We start from the raw sequence: 18,132 nt of genomic DNA on the forward strand, positions 1-18,132 counted from the left end.
TATTACAAGAGATGGGGAATTAATTATGATTAATATTTATGATAATGTTAATGCTGTCGCATCAAATTTACGTGAGACAGCACAATATAAGACGCTACGTGACGCAATTGATGCAGTTGAGCAAGAGCCAGAAGCAAAAGCAGTCTTTGCACGTTTTCAACAAGCACAAGGACAAATTAATCAGGCAGTACAATCGGGTAGTGAGCCAGAAGAAAATCAAGTCAAAGCTTGGCAAGATATTGCCAGCGAGATGGAGAAGTATGATTCGTTAAAGAAGATGCTTGAAGCTGAAAAAGGCTTGAACCAATTGTTGATGGAAATCAATGATATCATTACAAAGTCAATTGCAGAATTGTACGGTCAAAACTAATGATATGAGGTTGGGACGTCAGTCGTTATGATGTCTTTAAACGTTTTTGTCTCATTCTTATAAAGAAAGCAGTCACTTATCGGTAGAAATCGATGAATGACTGCTTTTCGTTTGTCTAAAATAAGTGATACAGAATGCTAATCGTGAATACACTTTAATCAGGCTTTTTTTTACAATGAATCTCCAATATAATAAAACTAAAACAAAAAAGGGGTCAAAAAGATGAAGTTTATTCATGCTGGAGATTTACATCTCGGTAATCCGTTTGGTGGTTTATCAATGACACCAAAATGGTTAACTGAAAAGTTACAAACCGCAACGGAAACGGCTGTGCATCGTTTGGTAGATGATGCCATTACTGCTGCAGTTGATTTTGTTGTCTTAGCAGGTGATTTATTTGATACAACAACCCCCGATGCGCGAGCACAATTAGATATTGTCCGCGAGCTCCAACGATTAGCAGAAGTTCAAATTCCCGTTTATATTGGTTTTGGTAATCATGATTATGTGGCAGATTGGCAACGACTACCAAAGTTTCCGGATAACGTGATCTTATTACCAGCTGATGTGACAACATATATGTTAACCACGCAAGCACACGAAAGGGTTGCCATTACCGGCTTTTCTTACACGCAACGTCATATAACAACTGATAAATTAGCTGAATTTCCTATGAAAGATACTCAGTCAGATTGGCAAATTGGTATCTATCATGGTGCGTTAGGTGAAACTGGCACTGGTCAATATGCGCCGTTTACCTTACAAGCAATGCAACAAAAACATTATGATTATTGGGCATTAGGTCATATCCATGTCCGCGAAACATTACAACAACAACCGTTTATCGGTTATTCTGGTAGTATTCAAGGACTTGATAAAACTGAAACAGGTGCGAAAGGATATTACATGGTTGAAAGTCAAGGTAATCAATTGATACCAGTCTTTACGCCAGTTGCACCAATTACTTGGGTTAACGAGCAGATTCAGACAGATCGTGATTTAAGTACGATTGTGGCATATGTTCGTGAACAATTTGCTTTTAAAGATGAGTTCGAACTGATTTCACTGGAGATTACAACTAATCATCCAACGGTGTTATCAGCTATGTTGAATCAACAATTATTAGCACAATTTGTGGCGGCTGCACAGCCAACGGATATGTTCTTTATTTATGATGTACAACCAAAACCAGAGCAACAACCAACAACTTTACCAGCAGTTGATGAGCAATATTGGCAACAAACCATTGCAACGGTTTTTAATTTAGAACAATTACAAAAATTGGGATTGAAACAGGTAACGGATGTGGCAGTGCTGGATCATTTTTTAAATGAACAAACGTTACAAGCGTTACAGATTGCTGTCAAGACGCAATTACATTTAGCCCAGATGGGGGATGATGATCATGTGGATTAAACAGGTGCATATTGTTGGTTTCGGTCAATTTAATCAACAAACATTTGATTTTGAACAAGGTTTGCAAGTTATTCAAGGTCTTAACGAGGCTGGTAAAACCACTTTACATCAGTTTTTATTCGATATGTTGTTTGGATTTCCTCAGGCGAAAGGCCGCAAAATAAATACATATGAACCGTTAAATAAGGGACCATATGGTGGCAGCATGCAATTCGAAGTTGACCAACAATTATACGAATTGGAACGTTTAGGGCGTACGCAAACTACGACCACATTGAAGACAGTCGCAACAGGACAACTATTTGCAGATCCTGAGGTCATGTTGCAACAATTATTAGGACCAGTTGATCGTGAACTATATGCCGCAATATTTAGTTTTGATCAAGAAGCATTAATGAATATCTTTTCACTGAAACCAGATGAATTTTCAGCCTATTTGCGTACATTAGCAACTCCTGGTGCACAAAATTGGTTAGAGTTGGCTAACCAATGGGATAAGCGAGCCACTAGTAAATTTGGTACAACAAAAACAGCTCATCGTGAATTAAATCAATCTTTGGCACAGTTGGCGACACAACGACAACAACTCAAAGTTCAAATTCAACAACAGCCATCATTAGAAAAATTACAAGCTGAAGCAGATCACCTTTCACAGCATTTGACGAGTTTACAGGAACGCCAGACACAAGTGCAAACAAAAATGACTCATCAGCAAAAACAAACCCATTTGCTACCTGTTTATCGGCGTTGGCAACGCATTAATCAACAAGTTAAGGCAACAGGCAAACCACTAGATTTAACACTAGCAGATAAAGCAGATCGTGTCCGACAACAGTTGGCTACCTTAGATGATATGATGGTCACGACCGCAGTAACCAAACAACAAGTTGAATCAGCAACGGTGGCTTTACGTAAACTTGAAAAACTTGAGCGTCAACAACAATCATTAGCTGAGCAACAAGTAAAAGCCGTTCAAATACAAAATGAATTGATGACAAAATATCATTGGACACAGATACCACCAATATTAACTGATGAGCAACGTAAAAAGTTAACGGGTCAACCAACTCAGACAACATTTCATGTTGCTTGGTTTGTGATAGCAGTGTTGATTGGCATTGTCTTATTGATTGGTGCGGCGGTACTGGGAAAGATAGTGTTAGGAATCCTAGCGTTAATCATTTGTGCCTTGATCGGTTGGTGGTTTGGTCATGCGACAGGACAATCATCGCAAATGGCTGATACAACTTTACCAACGGCATACCAACACATGTCTGCCTCGGAAATTTTGGCTGCTCAAGCAGATATTCAAAAAATGACTGATTTAATGACTGATAATAATCAACTGATTCATGAACAACAAGCAATTATGCCAGAATTGGTGAATGTGAAAGCCTCATTACAGTGGTTAGGCGAGGGATTAACAGTCAATGAATATCAAAAACGATTAGCTGATATTCATGTTAAGCAAGAAACCATGAGTGAGCAACAATTACAACGAGCAAACTTGCAACAGACATTGCAAAACTTGTATCAAACACTAGGTGTGTCAGACGCAGCGATGTTACAACAACGGCGTGAAGCACAGCGACATATCAATGATTTGCAACGTGAAGCGAATATGTTGCAAGAACAGTTGCAGGGAGCTGATATGCATGAACTAGCGGCACAAGCCGTTGCAAGTGCAGATGACACAATGGCCGAGTCTCAAACAACGCTGCAACAGATTCAAACAGAAAAAAATCAAGTTAATCAGCAATTAGCGGAAATCAATGTGCAATTGCAAAACTTACAGACAGATACATCCATTGAAAACCAACAACAACTTGTTGCTAATCAATTGACAACGGTTAACCAACAGTTGACGGCGTATTTTGTTGATCGTCTGGGTAGTGAATGGATCAAACAGGCTTTAAATGCAGCCATTGCGGATCGTTTACCCAATTTATTAGCACAAGCGAGTGTGCTACTACGTGAGTTGACTAACCAACGATATACGACAGTTCAAACAACTAAGACACTCTTAAAAGTGATACGTGATGATGGCAAATCATTAGGTGTGAATCAATTATCTAAAGGAACAGCTGAACAATTGTACGTTGCGTTACGGCTCGCATTTGTTAAGAGTGTTATGACAATATTGCAATTACCATTGTTAATTGATGATGCCTTTGTTGATTTTGATGAACAACGTCGCCAAACAATGTTGACATTATTAACGTCATTGGCTTCATCACAACAACAAATATTTTATTTCACAGCCCAGCCGACACCAGGACAGCATACCTTAGTGTTGACGCACCAGCAATAGGAGGATGTTTTGACAAAACAATTAAAAGATTATCAGTTAGATGAACGAGTGGACACCTTTGTATTACTGAAAGAAATTGATGCACGTGTGACCCAACAAGGAAAGCGATATCTTGCCTTACAGTTAGCTGATCGTTCAATGGAAATTAAAGGAATGAAGTGGGACGCAACAGAGACTGAAGCAACAGAGTTACAAGCGGGTACGGTAGTGTATATTGAGGCTGTTCGTCAGGCTTATCAGGATAAGCCACAATTAAAGGTACTTTCAATTCGATCAAGTCAAATTGGTGAACCACAAGACCCAGCAGATTTTGTGGCAGCGGCACCGATGAAAAAACAAGAAATGACTGAAGAAGTATCGGCAATTATTTTTCAGATTACGAATGCGAATTGGCAACGAATTGTTCGGCATATCCTTAATAAATATCGTGATTCCTTTCTACAATATCCAGCTGCAAAAAGTAATCATCATGCCTTTGCTGGTGGGTTAGCTTATCACAGTTTATCAATCGTTCATTTAGCTCAAGCAGTGGTAAAACAATATGATAATATTAATGCAAGTTTATTATATGCAGCTGCGATTTTACACGATGTTGGTAAGGTACTTGAATTATCAGGTCCTGTGGCGACAAAATATACTGTGGCTGGTAATTTGATTGGGCACATTGTGTTAATTGATGAAGAAATTGTGATGGCGGCCATTGACTTAAAAATTGATTTACAAAGTGAAGATATGCTATTGTTACGTCACACTGTATTGGCTCATCATGGTCAATTAGAATATGGTTCACCAGTCAAACCATTACTGAAGGAAGCTAATATTTTACATCAATTAGATGAATTAGATGCTAGTATGCAGAGCTTTGATAATGCACTTAACGAGACAGCACCAGGTGAATTTTCACCACGTCAATGGGCATTAGATAATCGATCAATTTATCATCCGAATGAAAATGGTTTCACTACTGCAACAGATTAGAAAATTTTTTTCGTTAGAATGTTTGCAAATGGTAAAATTTTTACATAGAATTAAGGGTGAGCGTTCTAGAAAATATGGATATTTGAGAGGTTTTAAAAATGGATTACTTAATCGGAGTTGACTTGGGAACCACGTCAACGAAAGCGGTTTTGTTCGATAAAAAAGGACATGTTATTGCGAGTGCCAATAAGGGTTATAATTTATACCGTGATGCACCTGACATGGCTGAAGAAGACTTAGATGAAATCTGGGAGGCTTTTACTGATGCGATGGCACAAGTAACACGTGCTGCAAAAGATGGTCAAATTCTTGGCGTATCATTTAGTTCAGCGATGCACTCTTTGATTGCTTTTGATGCTGATTGGAAGCCTTTGACACGTGTCATCACTTGGGCTGATGCACGCGCTGTTAAATATACTGAAGAATTAAAAGCTAATGGCATTGGTCAAGAAATTTATAGTAAAACAGGAACACCGATTCATCCAATGGCGCCACTATCAAAGTTATTGTGGCTAAAGAATGAACATGCCGATATTTATAACAATGCAGCTCATTACTTAGGGATTAAAGAATATTTGTTCAACCGTTTGTTTGGTGCAAATCGTGTTGATTATTCAATTGCTTCTGGAACTGGTTTGTTCAATATTTTCAATCTTGCTTGGGATGAACAAGCTTTGTCAGTAACAGGTGTGTCAAAAGATCAATTACCTGAACCAGTTGATCCATACACGATTGAAACAGGTATGAAGGCGCAATATGCAGCTGAAATGGGCTTGGATATTGATACACCATTTATTTATGGTGCTGGTGATGGCCCACTTTCAAACTTAGGCGTAAATGCTATCCAACCAGGTGTGGCTGCAGTGACAATTGGTACATCGGGTGCGATTCGTGTTGTGACTGATGCACCAAAAATTGATCCAAAGGGTCGTACGTTTACGTATGCCTTGGATAAAGACCACTGGGTTGTCGGTGGTCCTGTAAACAACGGTGGGGATGTCTTCCGTTGGGCCCGTGACAACATGTTTGACTCAGAGAAATCAACAGCTGAATTATTAGGCATTGATTCATATGATTTGTTGACAGAAATTGCGTCAAAGATTCCAGCTGGTGCGGATGGCTTACTATTCCATCCATATCTAGGTGGGGAACGTGCACCAATTTGGGATGCAAATGCCCGTGGTTCATTCTTTGGTTTGACACATAATCACACGCGCGCACACATGGTTCGTGCCGTACTTGAAGGCATTATCTTCAATATCTACATGGTTTCATTGGCTCTTGAAGAAGTGGTTGGTGATTTGTCAGCGATTCAAGCAACTGGTGGTTTTGCTCGTTCACCATTGTGGCGTCAAATGGCTGCCGATATTTTTGAGCAACCAGTTACTGTACCAACGGCCTTTGAATCGGGCGCTTTGGCTGCCACAGTCATGGCACAAAAGGCACTTGGTTTAGTTGATAGTTTGGATGTCATCAGTGACATGGTTGGTGAAGCAAATACGTATCAACCAAATCCAGATAATTATGAAGCATATCGTGAATTAACACCAATCTTTATTCGTTTGTCACGTCAATTGCAAACGGAATACAAAGCAATTGCGGATTATCAACGAACACATATTAAAAAATAATGACTGATAAGTTATTAAGAAGGGGCTGAGACATCAGTCGTTATGATCAGCTGAAAAAGGCGCTAATCTATCAATTTTGACTGGTAGATTAGCGCCTTTAAACGTGTTCCAAAAAACTGAAGCCTTACTGTAACAACAATTAGGCGGTATGATCATATGTTTCACTGTGATAATTTCTTTTTTAGTTAATCTTTAATCCATTCAGAACGTAAAACACCATACTTAACCGAGTCCCAGTATTGACCTTGCCAATACCGAACTTGACGAACAGTTGCCTCATTTTTAAGTCCAATACTTTCTGCTAATGCAATCATTCGTTTGTTACCAGACCATGTGGTCAGACCAATATGTGGTAATGAAATTGTTGCAAATAATTCATCTAACCATTGTGTTAACGCTGCTTTACCGATTCCTTGATGCCAAATCGTTGTGTTGTAAATGGTAATGCCAACATCCAACCATTGATTTAGTGGAGCATCTTCATAATATGCTGAAACGAGGCCAACCATTTGATCATCTAACCAAATAATCTTTTTCATAGGATTTTGTAAATAGTTATTAGCTTGTGATAAATCGGTGAATGCGTTTTTTGTTGGTAATTTATCATGAAAATAAGGACCATTCCAGTTCGTCCATTCAGCATTTGGGTCACGAAATGCTAGTTCCCAAAAGTCTGATAATTCGGACTTTTGAAGCTCTTTTAATGCAATTTTCATTGTTTCTCCTTCAATCAATATCATTTAGTGCGAGTGTTGTGTTTAAAAAAATAATCATAGAATGCGGTATCATGACACTATTATACTATGTTTAATATAGAACTTAATGTTTTGTGAATAAATGACGAAGTGTTAAGGTTAATATATAAAATTCTTAGTTTTTTTTAATAATCAATGTAGGCGATATTATGGAAAAATTTGTAAGCAACAGATTTAAGAGGTTTGTAGAGGGGAGACGATATGATGATTTGGTTAATAATTGTAATTGTTGTGATTGTGATCATCGTTGGTTGGGTGATTGTGATTTATAATGGTTTGGTAAACCAACGAGAGCATGTGCGTAATGCGATGGGACAAATTGCGGCACAAGTTGAGAGTCGTTGGGATGCGATTACGAATTTAATGCAAGCAACGCAAAACTATCAATCATACGAACAAGAGACATTGGAAAAGATTGTTCAGGAACGTAAAACCGTGACTGATCAAGCATCAGTGGCCGATATTGATGAAGATCAGCAAAAGTTTGCGAGTGTTTTAGGGGTCGTTAATGCATTGGCTGAGCAATATCCTGATTTGAAAACGAATACAGTATATCAGCAAACAATGACAGCTGTTAGTGAATTTGAGAATAAAGTTCGTCTGTCACGAATGGTCTATAACGATACGGTAACAAAGTTAAATCAAAAAATTCAAATTTTTCCTAACTTTATGATTGCTGGAGCGATGGGCTTTCATAAAGGAACTTATTTTCAAAATACAGCAGGAAAACAGGAGATGCCACAATGGGAAAAATCAGAGTAAAATCACTCTGGTTGATGTTCCTGGCTTGTTTAGCAACACTGTTTATTGCCAGCAACACCCAGAGTATTCAAGCAGACCAAACGGTTAACCAAATGAATATTGATGTTTCTTTAGATAATCAAGGAACAGCAAATATCACTGAAGATTGGTCGGTGACAGCGGATGAAGGTAGTGAGATATACAAAGTTGTGAAATTGGTTGGGCCACAAAAACTTTCGGACTATCAAGTTAGTATGGATGGTCAAGCTTTTCAAAGAAAAAATAATTGGCGGATAAAGGATAATCGACAGGAAAAAGCGAATCGTTATGGGCAAAATGGTAATGAATTAAACTGGGGCATTACCAAGTACGGTACTCATCAGTATCGCATTCAGTATCGTATTAGTAATTTTGTGGAACAAACGAAAACTAAACAAATGATTGCTTGGCAATTCTTAGATAGCGACGTGACAATTGCTCCTAAGCGAATAAAGGTCACTATTCATGACCCAAATCGCCAATTTTCAGTTAATCATGGTTATGGTGTTTGGGGTTTCGGTTTTGACGGTAAAACCGCTTTTAAAAATAACCAATTAACGATGCAGAGTACTGGTAATATTTCGACAGATGATTATGTCAAAATGATTGTGCAGATTCCAAAAGGAACCTATGCCACTAATTATCGGACTAACCGGACTTTTGACTCATATATGAAAGAAGCTTTCAAAGGGAGTGACTATGATTACCATGATTATAAAAATGGGGAAACAATCACGAATGATCGCGCCGTTCGGATAATTATGTGGGTCATGGTTGCAATTGGATTGATCTTTATCGGGCTGATTATTTGGATCATTCAAAAATATCGGAATTTTAGAAAATATTATCCAAAAATGAAAAAATTACAAGCGCAAACCAAAGGCGAGTACTATCGTGAAATACCAACGGGGAGTATTTATAACACATATCTCTTGTTTAGTGGGATGTATCCGCTTACGGATAATTTAGATAACTTTTTGACAGTGGCCTTACTGCAACTGGTTAAGGACGGACAATTTGTGATTAAAGAAGAGCCAAGTAGCATTGGTAAAACCGAAGCAAAGTTTGTCTTAACTGATAAGGTGGTGGCTGATGATGCGCCAGCGCCGATTAAAAGTTTTTATAAAATGATGACATCGGCAGCTAATAATGGCGTGGTGACGCAAAAAGCACTAGCTAAATATTTAAATGGTCGTAGCTCACGTCATAAAAAGTTAACGACAGATTATCGGACCTATAGTCGTGAGTACCTTGAAAACCACGATTTAATTTATTCTCAGGATGTGAAAAAAATTCACACAGGTGATAAGAAACGCGATTCAGCCAATCGAATTGCTTATTGGATTGCATCATGTCGCATGAAACCAGCTGGTTTAGAAGTTGAAAAAGATTTGGCACGATTGAAAAATTATTTAGAAGAATTTACATTATTAGATGAGCGGACACCACAAGAAGTTGGTCTCTGGGATGACTTAATGATTGCTGCCGCTGCGTTTGGCATCTTGGAGGAAGTTGCTGATCAGCTTGCAAAAGTTTATCCAAACTATCAACAGGATAGTGTTTATTATTATGGATCAATGTATCCATTCCATTTAGTGAACCATTTCAGTAGTAGTGTGGCAACACAAACACGTTCATCTGGTGGTGGCGGTTCAACCAGTTCCAGCGGTGGCGGTAGCTTTGGTGGTGGTTCTGGTGGTGGTGGTTTTCGTTAGAATAAACATGCTAGCAGATGATTATATTCAAATGATTAATCAATAAAAAGAGTAAACATGTCGGTTGAGATAAAGAATTCAATCGACATTTTTTCATGAAATGATTGTTTTTAATTAGTGAAAAGTTGTACAATAGATAAGTTGAGCAATCGCTTACAATTTCATGTAGGCGAAATTTTTTGATTGTAGAGGTTAGTATAAATGCTTACTATGCTAGCGGGATTATCTATTGATAAAACGACGGGTCTATATCAATGGGTTATGGATGGCTTAAACGTTTGGCCATTTATAATTTTGATATTAGGTATTGCCGTTTTGCTATTTTTCATCCTAAAGTTAAATGTTAATACATTTGTTTCATTGATTATTATATCGATTCTTGTTGCGGTTGGTTTAGGTATGAATCCAGCCGGGATTGCCAATGCCTTGAAAGACGGTATTGGTGGTACGATGGGTGAGTTGATCATCGTCTTTGGATTTGGGTCAATGATTGGTCGTTTGGTTTCTGACTCAGGTGGTTCATACCGGATTGCAACCACTTTGATTGATAAATTTGGTAAGAAACGCCTACAATGGGCTGTTGCTGGTGCATCGTTCATTATTGGTATCTCACTACTATTCGAAGTGGGTCTTGTTGTTTTGATTCCAATCGTCTTCACGATTGCGCTTGAGGCTGAAGTACCCTTGCTATACCTAGGAATTCCAATGGCTGCAGCTTTGTCAGCTGCCCAAGGATTTTTACCACCACAGCCATCACCTACAGCTGTGACCAATATTCTTGGTGCTAACATCGGTATTGTATTGATGTACGGTATTATTGTTGCTATTATTGCGATGTTAGTTGCCGGTCCATTGTTTACTCGCGTCATTGAAAAGGTTGAGCCAAAGGCCTTTAAGATTACGAAGAAATTGGACGCGATTGGCGAAGTTAAGACATTTAAGTTAGAAGACACACCATCATTTGGTCTATCAATCTTAACGTCATTGATGCCAGTATTCTTCATGTTGATCTCAACAATTTATACGTTGACGGTTAATGGTGGAAAGCAGGTTTATTCAGGTACTATTGGTGATGAAGCCTGGAAAGCCATGTCACATGCTGCACAAAATGGTTATATTACGGATCCAACACTCTTAGATAAGATTATTGCGATGTTTGGAAATCCTGTGATTGCAATGGTTGTTGCCATGGCATTTGCTATTTGGTCAATGGGACCTAAGCAAGGTCGTAAGATGTCTGAAGTTGGTGACTCAATGAGTAACGCCTTGAAGTCAATTGCAAACTTGTTGATGGTTATTGCTGGTGGTGCTGCCTTCAAAGGTATCCTAACTGCTGGTGGTATTTCTGATGCAATTGCAACGGCATTCTCACACACCTCATTATCACCAATCATCTTTGCTTGGTTGGTTGCCTTGATTTTGCGTGTGTCAGTTGGATCAGCAACAGTTGCTGGTTTGACAACAGCTGGTATTGTGGCACCATTGGTTGCTAGTCAAACAGCTGTTAATCCAGCTTTCGTTGTTTTGGCCATTGGTGCTGGTTCTGTCGGAATCTCACACGTTAATGATGCTGGCTTCTGGATGTTTAAAGAATTCTTTGATTTGGATGTTAAGCAGACATTAAAGATTTGGACAGTGTTAGAAACCTTGATTTCTGTTGTTGGTTTGATCGTTATTTTGATCCTATCAGCCATCTTTTCATAAATAATTTAAAAAGTTGAGAATGGGTTAAAACCATTTTGACATAGACTGAGGTGACACCAAATGATTGGTGCCACCTCAGTTTTTATATCATAACGTGTGCATAATAAAAAAAGGTTAATCCTACTTAGAAAAGGTGGTAACTCGTTTGCAGGAAGTTTATACTTAAAAACAATTGCTTATTTGAGTAAGCACATATTTTAAATGAAAGTGAAAATACTTGTATTTTTATCAGAGAAGGTAGTGTTGTGGTAACAAAGGAAATTCAGACGGGGGTTTTTGTACATGTTTTGCCAACCAAACAGTTTGCAACGACCCACATCGCAATTAATTTTACGCAACAATTAAATAAGGCCACATTGGATGCGCGTGTATTAGCTAGTAATATGTTGGAAACTGTTTCAGCAAAATATTCGTCACAGACAAAAATGGCGCAAGTTTTGAGTGAAATGACGGGAGCAGCTTTTGGGACGGAAGTTTTTAAAGTGGGTCAGTTACATACTGTGAGATTACAATTAAATCTTGTGCATCAAGCTTTCGCATCAAAGCATCCGCATTTATTAACTGAAGGGTTTACTTTTTTAAATGAGGTTATTAATCATCCGATGGGGGATGAGACAGAAGGCTTTTCACCCGTGATATTTAATCGCCAAAAGGAGATGGCACTGGATGAAGTTGCAGGGTTACGTGAGGACAAACCATTTTTTGCATTACGTGAAGCAATCAAGGCTTATTTTTCAAATAACACACAATCTTTACCAGCTTATGGGACATTGGCAGGATTAGCGGCTATTTCAGCCAAAGAGTCCTGGCAAATTTGGCAAGATAGTGTGCAACATGATCGTATTGATATCGTTGTCGTTGGAGACGTGATGGCAAAAGAAATCTTCACTGCGGCAAATGTTTTTCATTTTTCGCCAAGGAAAACGCATCTCAATGAAAACTATCAACAAGTCTTGTTACCTGACGTGCAGTCAATACGTGATCAACAGGATGTGACACAGGCCCGTTTAGTTTTGGGTTATACGTTGCCGTCATCTGGTACAGAACGTTTTGTTGCCAATGTTTTTAATGGCTTATTCGGGGGATTGGCGATCTCACGCTTATTTTTGAATGTACGTGAATCAGCCGGACTTGTTTACGGTATTTCTTCAGATTACAATCCTTATACAGGATTGTTGCTTGTTGAAGCCGGGGTTGATCAAGCAAATCTGCCACTAACAGTGACAAAAGTTAATGAAGAACTACAACGATTACAAGAGACATTGGTGACAACACAAGAATTAAATACGGTCAAGCAGTTATTAAAAACGTCTTACACGATGACGTTGGATCAGCCTTTATATTTAGCTGATCGTTTATATAATCAAGAATTATTGCAACAAGTTGTGACTGATGAAGATTGGCTAGCACAAATTGATGCGGTCACACCGGCACAAATTCAAGAAATGGCCAAACGTGTGATTTGGCAACTACATTATGAATTAGTTAAAGGAGATGAACATGTTGATTAAGCCTCAAAAGTTTTTACCGGTTGAAAAACATCTTACTTTAGCCAATGGACTACGTGTTCATTTATTGCCAAGACCAGATTTTCATCAGGTCGTCGGGGTAGTAACCGTCGACTATGGTGCGCACGATCGCTCGTTTATAGCACATGACCAATTGATCACACAGCCGGCAGGTGTGGCACATTTTGTTGAACATCGCTTATTTGCACAACCGGATTATGATGCTTTTTCACGTTTGAGTGAGCTTGGCGCAAATGCTAATGCGTTTACGACACAATCACGCACCAGTTATTATGTGTCAGCAGCAGTTGGTAATTGGGCGCCATTACGAGAGTTATTAACGTTCACACAAGAACCATATTTTGATTTACCAACAGTGACACGGGAACAAGAAATTATTACCCAAGAAATTGATATGTATGAAGATGATATTAATTCACGCCTCTATCGGCTAATTTTGGCGCGTCTTTATCCCGATGATCCATTAGGGCAAGAGATTGCCGGGACAGCTGAGTCTGTCCATCAGATAACACCCGATCAATTGCAATTGGCGTTTGATGCATTTTATCAGCCAGATAATATGGACGTTGTGTTTACGGGTGCTTTTGATGAACAGGCCATGTTAGCGATGATTAAAGCATCACCGGCCGGACAACGCCTGCCAGCAAAATCAGTGACGAAAGCAGTCTTACCATTAGCACCAGTTGCAACAACACCATTAGAAGTGCAATTATCAGTCGTGCGTAATAAGGTGATTATGGGGCAACGCTGGGAACTTGATTTTACGAACCTTGCCCCCCGAGACAGGTTACGTTTGACCATGATTGGTAGTTTAGCTATTGATTTAGTTTTTGGTGAGTTTTCACCCCAATACATGGCTTGGTATAATGATGGACTCATTGATGATAATTTTAGTGCGGAATTTGATGCAGAACGACAATTTGCTTATCTGACGATTGCAGCTGAAACAGCAGAGCCAGAAGAAGTGCTGATGCAAGTTTCAAAAATACTGAATGATTTACCAACATATGTGATGGCATTACAGGATCACTTTGAATTAGTGAAAAATGATGCGCTGAGTCGATTAATTAATAAATTAAATCAATTAGAAGAGATTGTGATTCGTTTTGAGGGTCAAACATTTGATAACGCGACTTTGCAAGATGAAATTGCGATTTTACAAGCATTGACGATCAGTGATATGTTAACGGCTTTACAAACCACACCAACAAGTGCAATTGCTAGTGTAATCGCCCGTTCGGATATGTCAGAATTATGTTAAAATAAAATAGAATGCAATTATACCTACTATGCTAAATTTAAAAAGTTAGGATGAGAGATTTATGAATGAAGAACGCAATAGCGCTATCGGACAAGAACTCCAACAGGCTCGTATTGATAAAGGACTATCATTAGACGATATTCAACAATCAACGAAAATTCAAAAACGCTACTTAGCAGCCATTGAAAGTGGCCAATTTGAACAATTACCAGGCGCTTTTTATGAACGTGCGTTTGTGCGCCAATATGCAACTGCAGTTGGTCTAAATGCAACGGAATTCTTACAAAAATATGCCAGTGAAGAAGAGACAGAAACAGTGACACCTGATTTAAGTGCTGCTCGTGTGGATGCTGATAATGTGACGCGTGCAGGCATGCATCAAACAGAAGAGACAGTTGCTGATAAAACGCGTAGCATGATGCCTAAAATTATCATTGGTGTTGTGATTATTGCTATCATTGCCATTATTTGGGCAGTTGTATCTTCATTTGCTGGTTCTGCAAAGCAAGAAAGTAAGAATCAATCAACGGTGTCAGTTACATCATCTAAAGTCGCTGATAAACAAACGTCAAAGAAGGCTTCTTCAAAGACTGAATCAACTGCGAGTGCCACCACGTCATCAAAACAGGCTGCTTCAAGTCAATCAGCAAAGTCATCTTCTACTAAGGAAACAAACAAATCAGGGAAGGTTAGCTTAGGTGAAGGGACAGTTAGCGGCACGTCTGTCACTTATGGATCAGTGAAAGTACCGAATAAAGCAGTCAAAATGCAACTTAAAGCTGCTGATGGTTCTTCTTGGATTCAAGTGAGTGATGCGGCCGGTACAGTACTGTGGAATGGTACAGTGCAAGATAACAATACCCAAGAAGTTGAGATTCCAGCAACGGCAACGGGTGTCCAAGTTTCAATTGGAAACGCATTAGCAACAAAAATTTCTCTCAATAATAAGTCAGTTGATTTACAATCAGGTAGTGCTAGTGTTTGGCACTTGGGGATGACTTTTACACGTTAAGAATCTAGGAGTAAATAAGAAATGAATTTACCTAATAAACTAACTGTGTTTCGAATGATTTTGATTCCAGTGTTTATGTTAATTTTGTCATTACCTCTTGACTGGGGAACTTTATCAGTTGGTGGTACGACATTGCCAGTGACGCACTTATTGGCAGCAATTATTTTCATTGTCGCCTCATTGACTGACCTGGCTGATGGTAAGATTGCGCGTAAGTATCACTTAGTCACAAATTTTGGTAAGTTTGCTGATCCATTAGCTGACAAGTTATTGGTCATGACTGCCTTGATTTATTTTGTACAATTCGGTTGGGTACCAGCATGGATGGTCGCCATCATTGTCATACGTGAACTGGCAATTACTGGTTTGCGGACACTAATTGTCGAAAATAATGGTAAAGTTTTGGCTGCAGCTATGCCTGGTAAGATTAAGACGGCTTCACAAATGGTGTCGATATCATTCTTTTTGTTACATGATATTTTGTTTGCTGCTGTACACATCCCATTTGCAATGATCATGATGTGGATTGCGTTGATTGCAACCATTTATTCAGGTATTGATTATTTCTACAAGAATCGTGACGTCTTTTCAGATGGTTTTAAATAAGTGAAATTTAAAAAGAAAGGCTTCAGTCTTTTGGAACACGTTTAAGGGCGTTGATCTATCAATCAAATTGATAAATTGACGTCCTTTTCAGTTGTTCATAATGCCTGATGTTTCAACCTTTTTGATTTATCGATCAAACACACGGTTTTTGTCTCACAAGTTAAATTGATTTATACTAATAAGGGACATTTTGATTGGCTAACGTCTCTTTATTATGAGAAGGGAGAGTAGTTATATGAAACAGCAACAAGTTGGTAAATCATTGATTGCACGTCATCAAACGATTACATCAGCGGAATCGTTGACCGCTGGTTTATTTGTTGCAACTTTGGCTGAAGTTAGTGGTATCTCAGCTGTTTTACCAGGGGCTTTCGTCACTTATGCAGCACAAGCAAAAACACAATTGGTTGATGTACCAGCAGCTTTAATTGCGGCGTATGGGGTCGTATCAGCTGAAGTAGCACGTGCCATGGCACAAGGGGCGAAAAATAAATTAGCAACTGACTGGGCCATTAGTTTTACGGGTGTTGCTGGTCCCGATGCGTTAGAAGGGCATGCAGCTGGCACAGTTTATATTGGCATTGCTGATCCACAAGGTAAAACGCTAGCACGCGGTTATCATTTTACTGGTCAACGTCAAGCAATTCGTCAAGCGAGTGTGGCTGCGGGATTTGATTGGTTGGCAACATTGCTAGCTGAAAATCCACAATCGCAAGGCTAAGCATTGAAAAAAAACAAAAATTAGGTTACACTAGGAATACGTTAAGTTAAAGTTAATGAGCGGAGGCCGATGACATGGCGACAGGAAAAAATATTAATCCAAATAAAAAACTAGAAGGTAAGATTACTGATCCTAAAGAACGACAAAATGCTTTAAATGATGCGCTTAAAAAGATCGAAAAATCATTTGGAAAAGGCTCAGTCATGAAATTGGGAGATAGTAAATTCACCAAAGTTGAATCAACACCAACTGGTTCATTGAAGTTAGATGTTGCCTTGGGTATTGGGGGTTATCCAAAAGGACGTGTAATTGAAATTTATGGTCCTGAATCATCAGGTAAAACAACCTTGGCATTGCATGCGGTTGCTGAAGCCCAAAAGAATGGTGGTATTGTTGCCTATATTGATGCTGAAAACGCGATGGATGTCGAATATGCCAAAGCATTGGGTGTTGATGTTGATGAACTATTGTTGTCACAACCAGATACCGGTGAGCAAGGACTAGCCATTGCAGATGCGCTAATTGCTTCTGGGGCAATCGACATGGTGGTTGTCGATTCAGTTGCTGCATTGACCCCTAAGGCCGAGATTGATGGTGAGATTGGTGATTCATCAGTTGGACTACAAGCACGTATGATGTCACAAGCTTTGCGTAAGATGTCAGGTGCTATCCTCAAGACTGGTACCACAGCCATCTTCATTAACCAGTTGCGTGAAAAGATTGGTGTGATGTTTGGTAACCCAGAAACAACCCCTGGTGGTCGTGCACTAAAGTTCTATTCTTCAGTACGTTTAGACGTGCGTCGTAAGGGTGGCATTGATGCAACAAAAGCCGATGGTGATAACGTTAAATCTGTTGGAAATTTGACACGTATTAAAGTTGTTAAAAATAAAGTTGCTGCACCATTCCGTGAAGTAGAAGTCGAAATTCTATTTGGTAAAGGTATTTCAAAGACAGGTGAAATGATTGACTTAGCAGCCGATAAAGATATTATCAATAAAGCAGGCTCATGGTTTTCATATAAGGGTGAAAAAATTGGCCAGGGAAAGGTCAATGTTATCCGTTGGTTAGAAGAACCAGAACATAAAGCCATTTATGATGAGATCTATGATCAGGTCCGCTTGGCTTATATTGGTAGTCATGATGGGTCAGCAGACGCTCCTGAAACAGCTGCAGACAATGTACCATTAGATGACGATATACCATTAGATATTGAAGAAAAATAAACGCTAAATAGTCGGATATGTTAGGCATCAAGTCACCCAAGATGATGGGTGATTTGGTGCCTTAAGTATGTCACAATTAGTTATTTCATCGGATGATAGTTACGAAAAATAGCTAGC

The 18,132-nt window shown here is 39.0% G+C and carries 15 protein-coding genes; 14 read left to right on the forward strand and 1 reads right to left on the reverse strand.

Annotated features, from left to right (window positions below; genetic code table 11):
* Positions 1 to 25: 25 nt before the first annotated feature.
* The 5 genes from AC3B5D_RS01690 (at position 26) to gntK (ending at position 6,706) form a co-directional block, all read left to right on the forward strand.
* On the forward strand, positions 26 to 370 hold the full coding sequence (locus AC3B5D_RS01690) for a YlbF family regulator (protein WP_489839826.1): 345 nt from the start codon (positions 26 to 28) through the stop codon (positions 368 to 370).
* Positions 371 to 592: 222 nt separating this feature from the next.
* Entirely contained in the window at positions 593 to 1,786 is a 1,194-nt protein-coding gene (locus AC3B5D_RS01695) for a metallophosphoesterase family protein (protein ID WP_489839825.1), read from the forward strand.
* Positions 1,776 to 4,097, forward strand: a complete 2,322-nt coding sequence (locus AC3B5D_RS01700) for an ATP-binding protein (RefSeq protein ID WP_489839824.1) — start codon at positions 1,776 to 1,778, stop codon at positions 4,095 to 4,097. The genes AC3B5D_RS01695 and AC3B5D_RS01700 overlap by 11 nt, the downstream gene beginning before the upstream one ends.
* 9 nt (positions 4,098 to 4,106) lie before the next feature.
* Positions 4,107 to 5,075 (forward strand): 3'-5' exoribonuclease YhaM family protein, encoded by a 969-nt coding sequence (locus tag AC3B5D_RS01705; protein WP_489839823.1) that lies wholly within the window; start codon positions 4,107 to 4,109, stop codon positions 5,073 to 5,075.
* A gap of 98 nt (positions 5,076 to 5,173) precedes the next feature.
* Positions 5,174 to 6,706: a gluconokinase gene (gene gntK, locus AC3B5D_RS01710; RefSeq protein ID WP_489839822.1), complete on the forward strand. Its 1,533-nt coding sequence runs from the start codon at positions 5,174 to 5,176 to the stop codon at positions 6,704 to 6,706.
* A 185-nt stretch (positions 6,707 to 6,891) separates the two neighbouring features.
* Here gntK and AC3B5D_RS01715 read toward each other — a convergent pair whose 3' ends face one another.
* On the reverse strand, positions 6,892 to 7,422 hold the full coding sequence (locus AC3B5D_RS01715; RefSeq protein WP_489839821.1) for a GNAT family N-acetyltransferase: 531 nt from the start codon (positions 7,420 to 7,422) through the stop codon (positions 6,892 to 6,894).
* A gap of 240 nt (positions 7,423 to 7,662) precedes the next feature.
* Between AC3B5D_RS01715 and AC3B5D_RS01720 the strand changes: the two genes are divergently transcribed.
* The 9 genes from AC3B5D_RS01720 (at position 7,663) to recA (ending at position 18,015) form a co-directional block, all read left to right on the forward strand.
* On the forward strand, positions 7,663 to 8,223 hold the full coding sequence (locus AC3B5D_RS01720; RefSeq protein ID WP_489839820.1) for a LemA family protein: 561 nt from the start codon (positions 7,663 to 7,665) through the stop codon (positions 8,221 to 8,223).
* Entirely contained in the window at positions 8,205 to 9,956 is a 1,752-nt protein-coding gene (locus AC3B5D_RS01725; RefSeq protein ID WP_489839819.1) for a DUF2207 family protein, read from the forward strand. Before AC3B5D_RS01720 ends, AC3B5D_RS01725 begins: the two co-directional genes overlap by 19 nt.
* A 201-nt stretch (positions 9,957 to 10,157) precedes the next feature.
* The gene (locus AC3B5D_RS01730) at positions 10,158 to 11,660 is read left to right on the forward strand and encodes a gluconate:H+ symporter (protein WP_489839818.1); all 1,503 of its coding nucleotides are present in this window, start codon (positions 10,158 to 10,160) and stop codon (positions 11,658 to 11,660) included.
* A 245-nt stretch (positions 11,661 to 11,905) separates the two neighbouring features.
* Positions 11,906 to 13,171 carry an EF-P 5-aminopentanol modification-associated protein YfmF gene (yfmF, locus tag AC3B5D_RS01735; RefSeq protein WP_489839817.1) on the forward strand — a complete coding sequence of 422 codons (1,266 nt, stop codon included), beginning with the start codon at positions 11,906 to 11,908 and terminating at the stop codon, positions 13,169 to 13,171.
* Complete coding sequence (gene yfmH, locus AC3B5D_RS01740; protein ID WP_489839816.1) at positions 13,161 to 14,450, forward strand: EF-P 5-aminopentanol modification-associated protein YfmH; 1,290 nt, start codon at positions 13,161 to 13,163, stop codon at positions 14,448 to 14,450. The genes yfmF and yfmH overlap by 11 nt, the downstream gene beginning before the upstream one ends.
* Before the next feature lie 61 nt (positions 14,451 to 14,511).
* Entirely contained in the window at positions 14,512 to 15,462 is a 951-nt protein-coding gene (locus AC3B5D_RS01745) for a helix-turn-helix domain-containing protein (RefSeq protein WP_489839815.1), read from the forward strand.
* A 21-nt stretch (positions 15,463 to 15,483) separates the two neighbouring features.
* Positions 15,484 to 16,068, forward strand: a complete 585-nt coding sequence (gene pgsA / locus AC3B5D_RS01750) for a CDP-diacylglycerol--glycerol-3-phosphate 3-phosphatidyltransferase (RefSeq protein WP_489839814.1) — start codon at positions 15,484 to 15,486, stop codon at positions 16,066 to 16,068.
* A 235-nt stretch (positions 16,069 to 16,303) separates the two neighbouring features.
* Complete coding sequence (locus tag AC3B5D_RS01755) at positions 16,304 to 16,789, forward strand: nicotinamide-nucleotide amidohydrolase family protein (protein ID WP_489839813.1); 486 nt, start codon at positions 16,304 to 16,306, stop codon at positions 16,787 to 16,789.
* Positions 16,790 to 16,863: 74 nt separating this feature from the next.
* Entirely contained in the window at positions 16,864 to 18,015 is a 1,152-nt protein-coding gene (recA, locus tag AC3B5D_RS01760) for a recombinase RecA (protein WP_489839812.1), read from the forward strand.
* Positions 18,016 to 18,132: the final 117 nt, after the last annotated feature.

The sequence above is a fragment of the Weissella sp. ESL1177 genome, from assembly GCF_058107185.1.

Bases quoted from the DNA above. Each gene is read 5' to 3' on its own strand.
- AC3B5D_RS01690 (WP_489839826.1), top strand. From the start codon at position 26: ATGATTAATATTTATGATAATGTTAATGCTGTCGCATCAAATTTACGT.
- AC3B5D_RS01695 (WP_489839825.1), top strand. From the start codon at position 593: ATGAAGTTTATTCATGCTGGAGATTTACATCTCGGTAATCCGTTTGGT.
- AC3B5D_RS01700 (WP_489839824.1), top strand. From the start codon at position 1,776: ATGTGGATTAAACAGGTGCATATTGTTGGTTTCGGTCAATTTAATCAA.
- gntK (WP_489839822.1), top strand. From the start codon at position 5,174: ATGGATTACTTAATCGGAGTTGACTTGGGAACCACGTCAACGAAAGCG.
- AC3B5D_RS01715 (WP_489839821.1), bottom strand. From the start codon at position 7,422: ATGAAAATTGCATTAAAAGAGCTTCAAAAGTCCGAATTATCAGACTTT.
- AC3B5D_RS01720 (WP_489839820.1), top strand. From the start codon at position 7,663: ATGATGATTTGGTTAATAATTGTAATTGTTGTGATTGTGATCATCGTT.
- AC3B5D_RS01725 (WP_489839819.1), top strand. From the start codon at position 8,205: ATGGGAAAAATCAGAGTAAAATCACTCTGGTTGATGTTCCTGGCTTGT.
- AC3B5D_RS01730 (WP_489839818.1), top strand. From the start codon at position 10,158: ATGCTTACTATGCTAGCGGGATTATCTATTGATAAAACGACGGGTCTA.
- yfmH (WP_489839816.1), top strand. From the start codon at position 13,161: ATGTTGATTAAGCCTCAAAAGTTTTTACCGGTTGAAAAACATCTTACT.
- AC3B5D_RS01745 (WP_489839815.1), top strand. From the start codon at position 14,512: ATGAATGAAGAACGCAATAGCGCTATCGGACAAGAACTCCAACAGGCT.
- pgsA (WP_489839814.1), top strand. From the start codon at position 15,484: ATGAATTTACCTAATAAACTAACTGTGTTTCGAATGATTTTGATTCCA.
- AC3B5D_RS01755 (WP_489839813.1), top strand. From the start codon at position 16,304: ATGAAACAGCAACAAGTTGGTAAATCATTGATTGCACGTCATCAAACG.
- recA (WP_489839812.1), top strand. From the start codon at position 16,864: ATGGCGACAGGAAAAAATATTAATCCAAATAAAAAACTAGAAGGTAAG.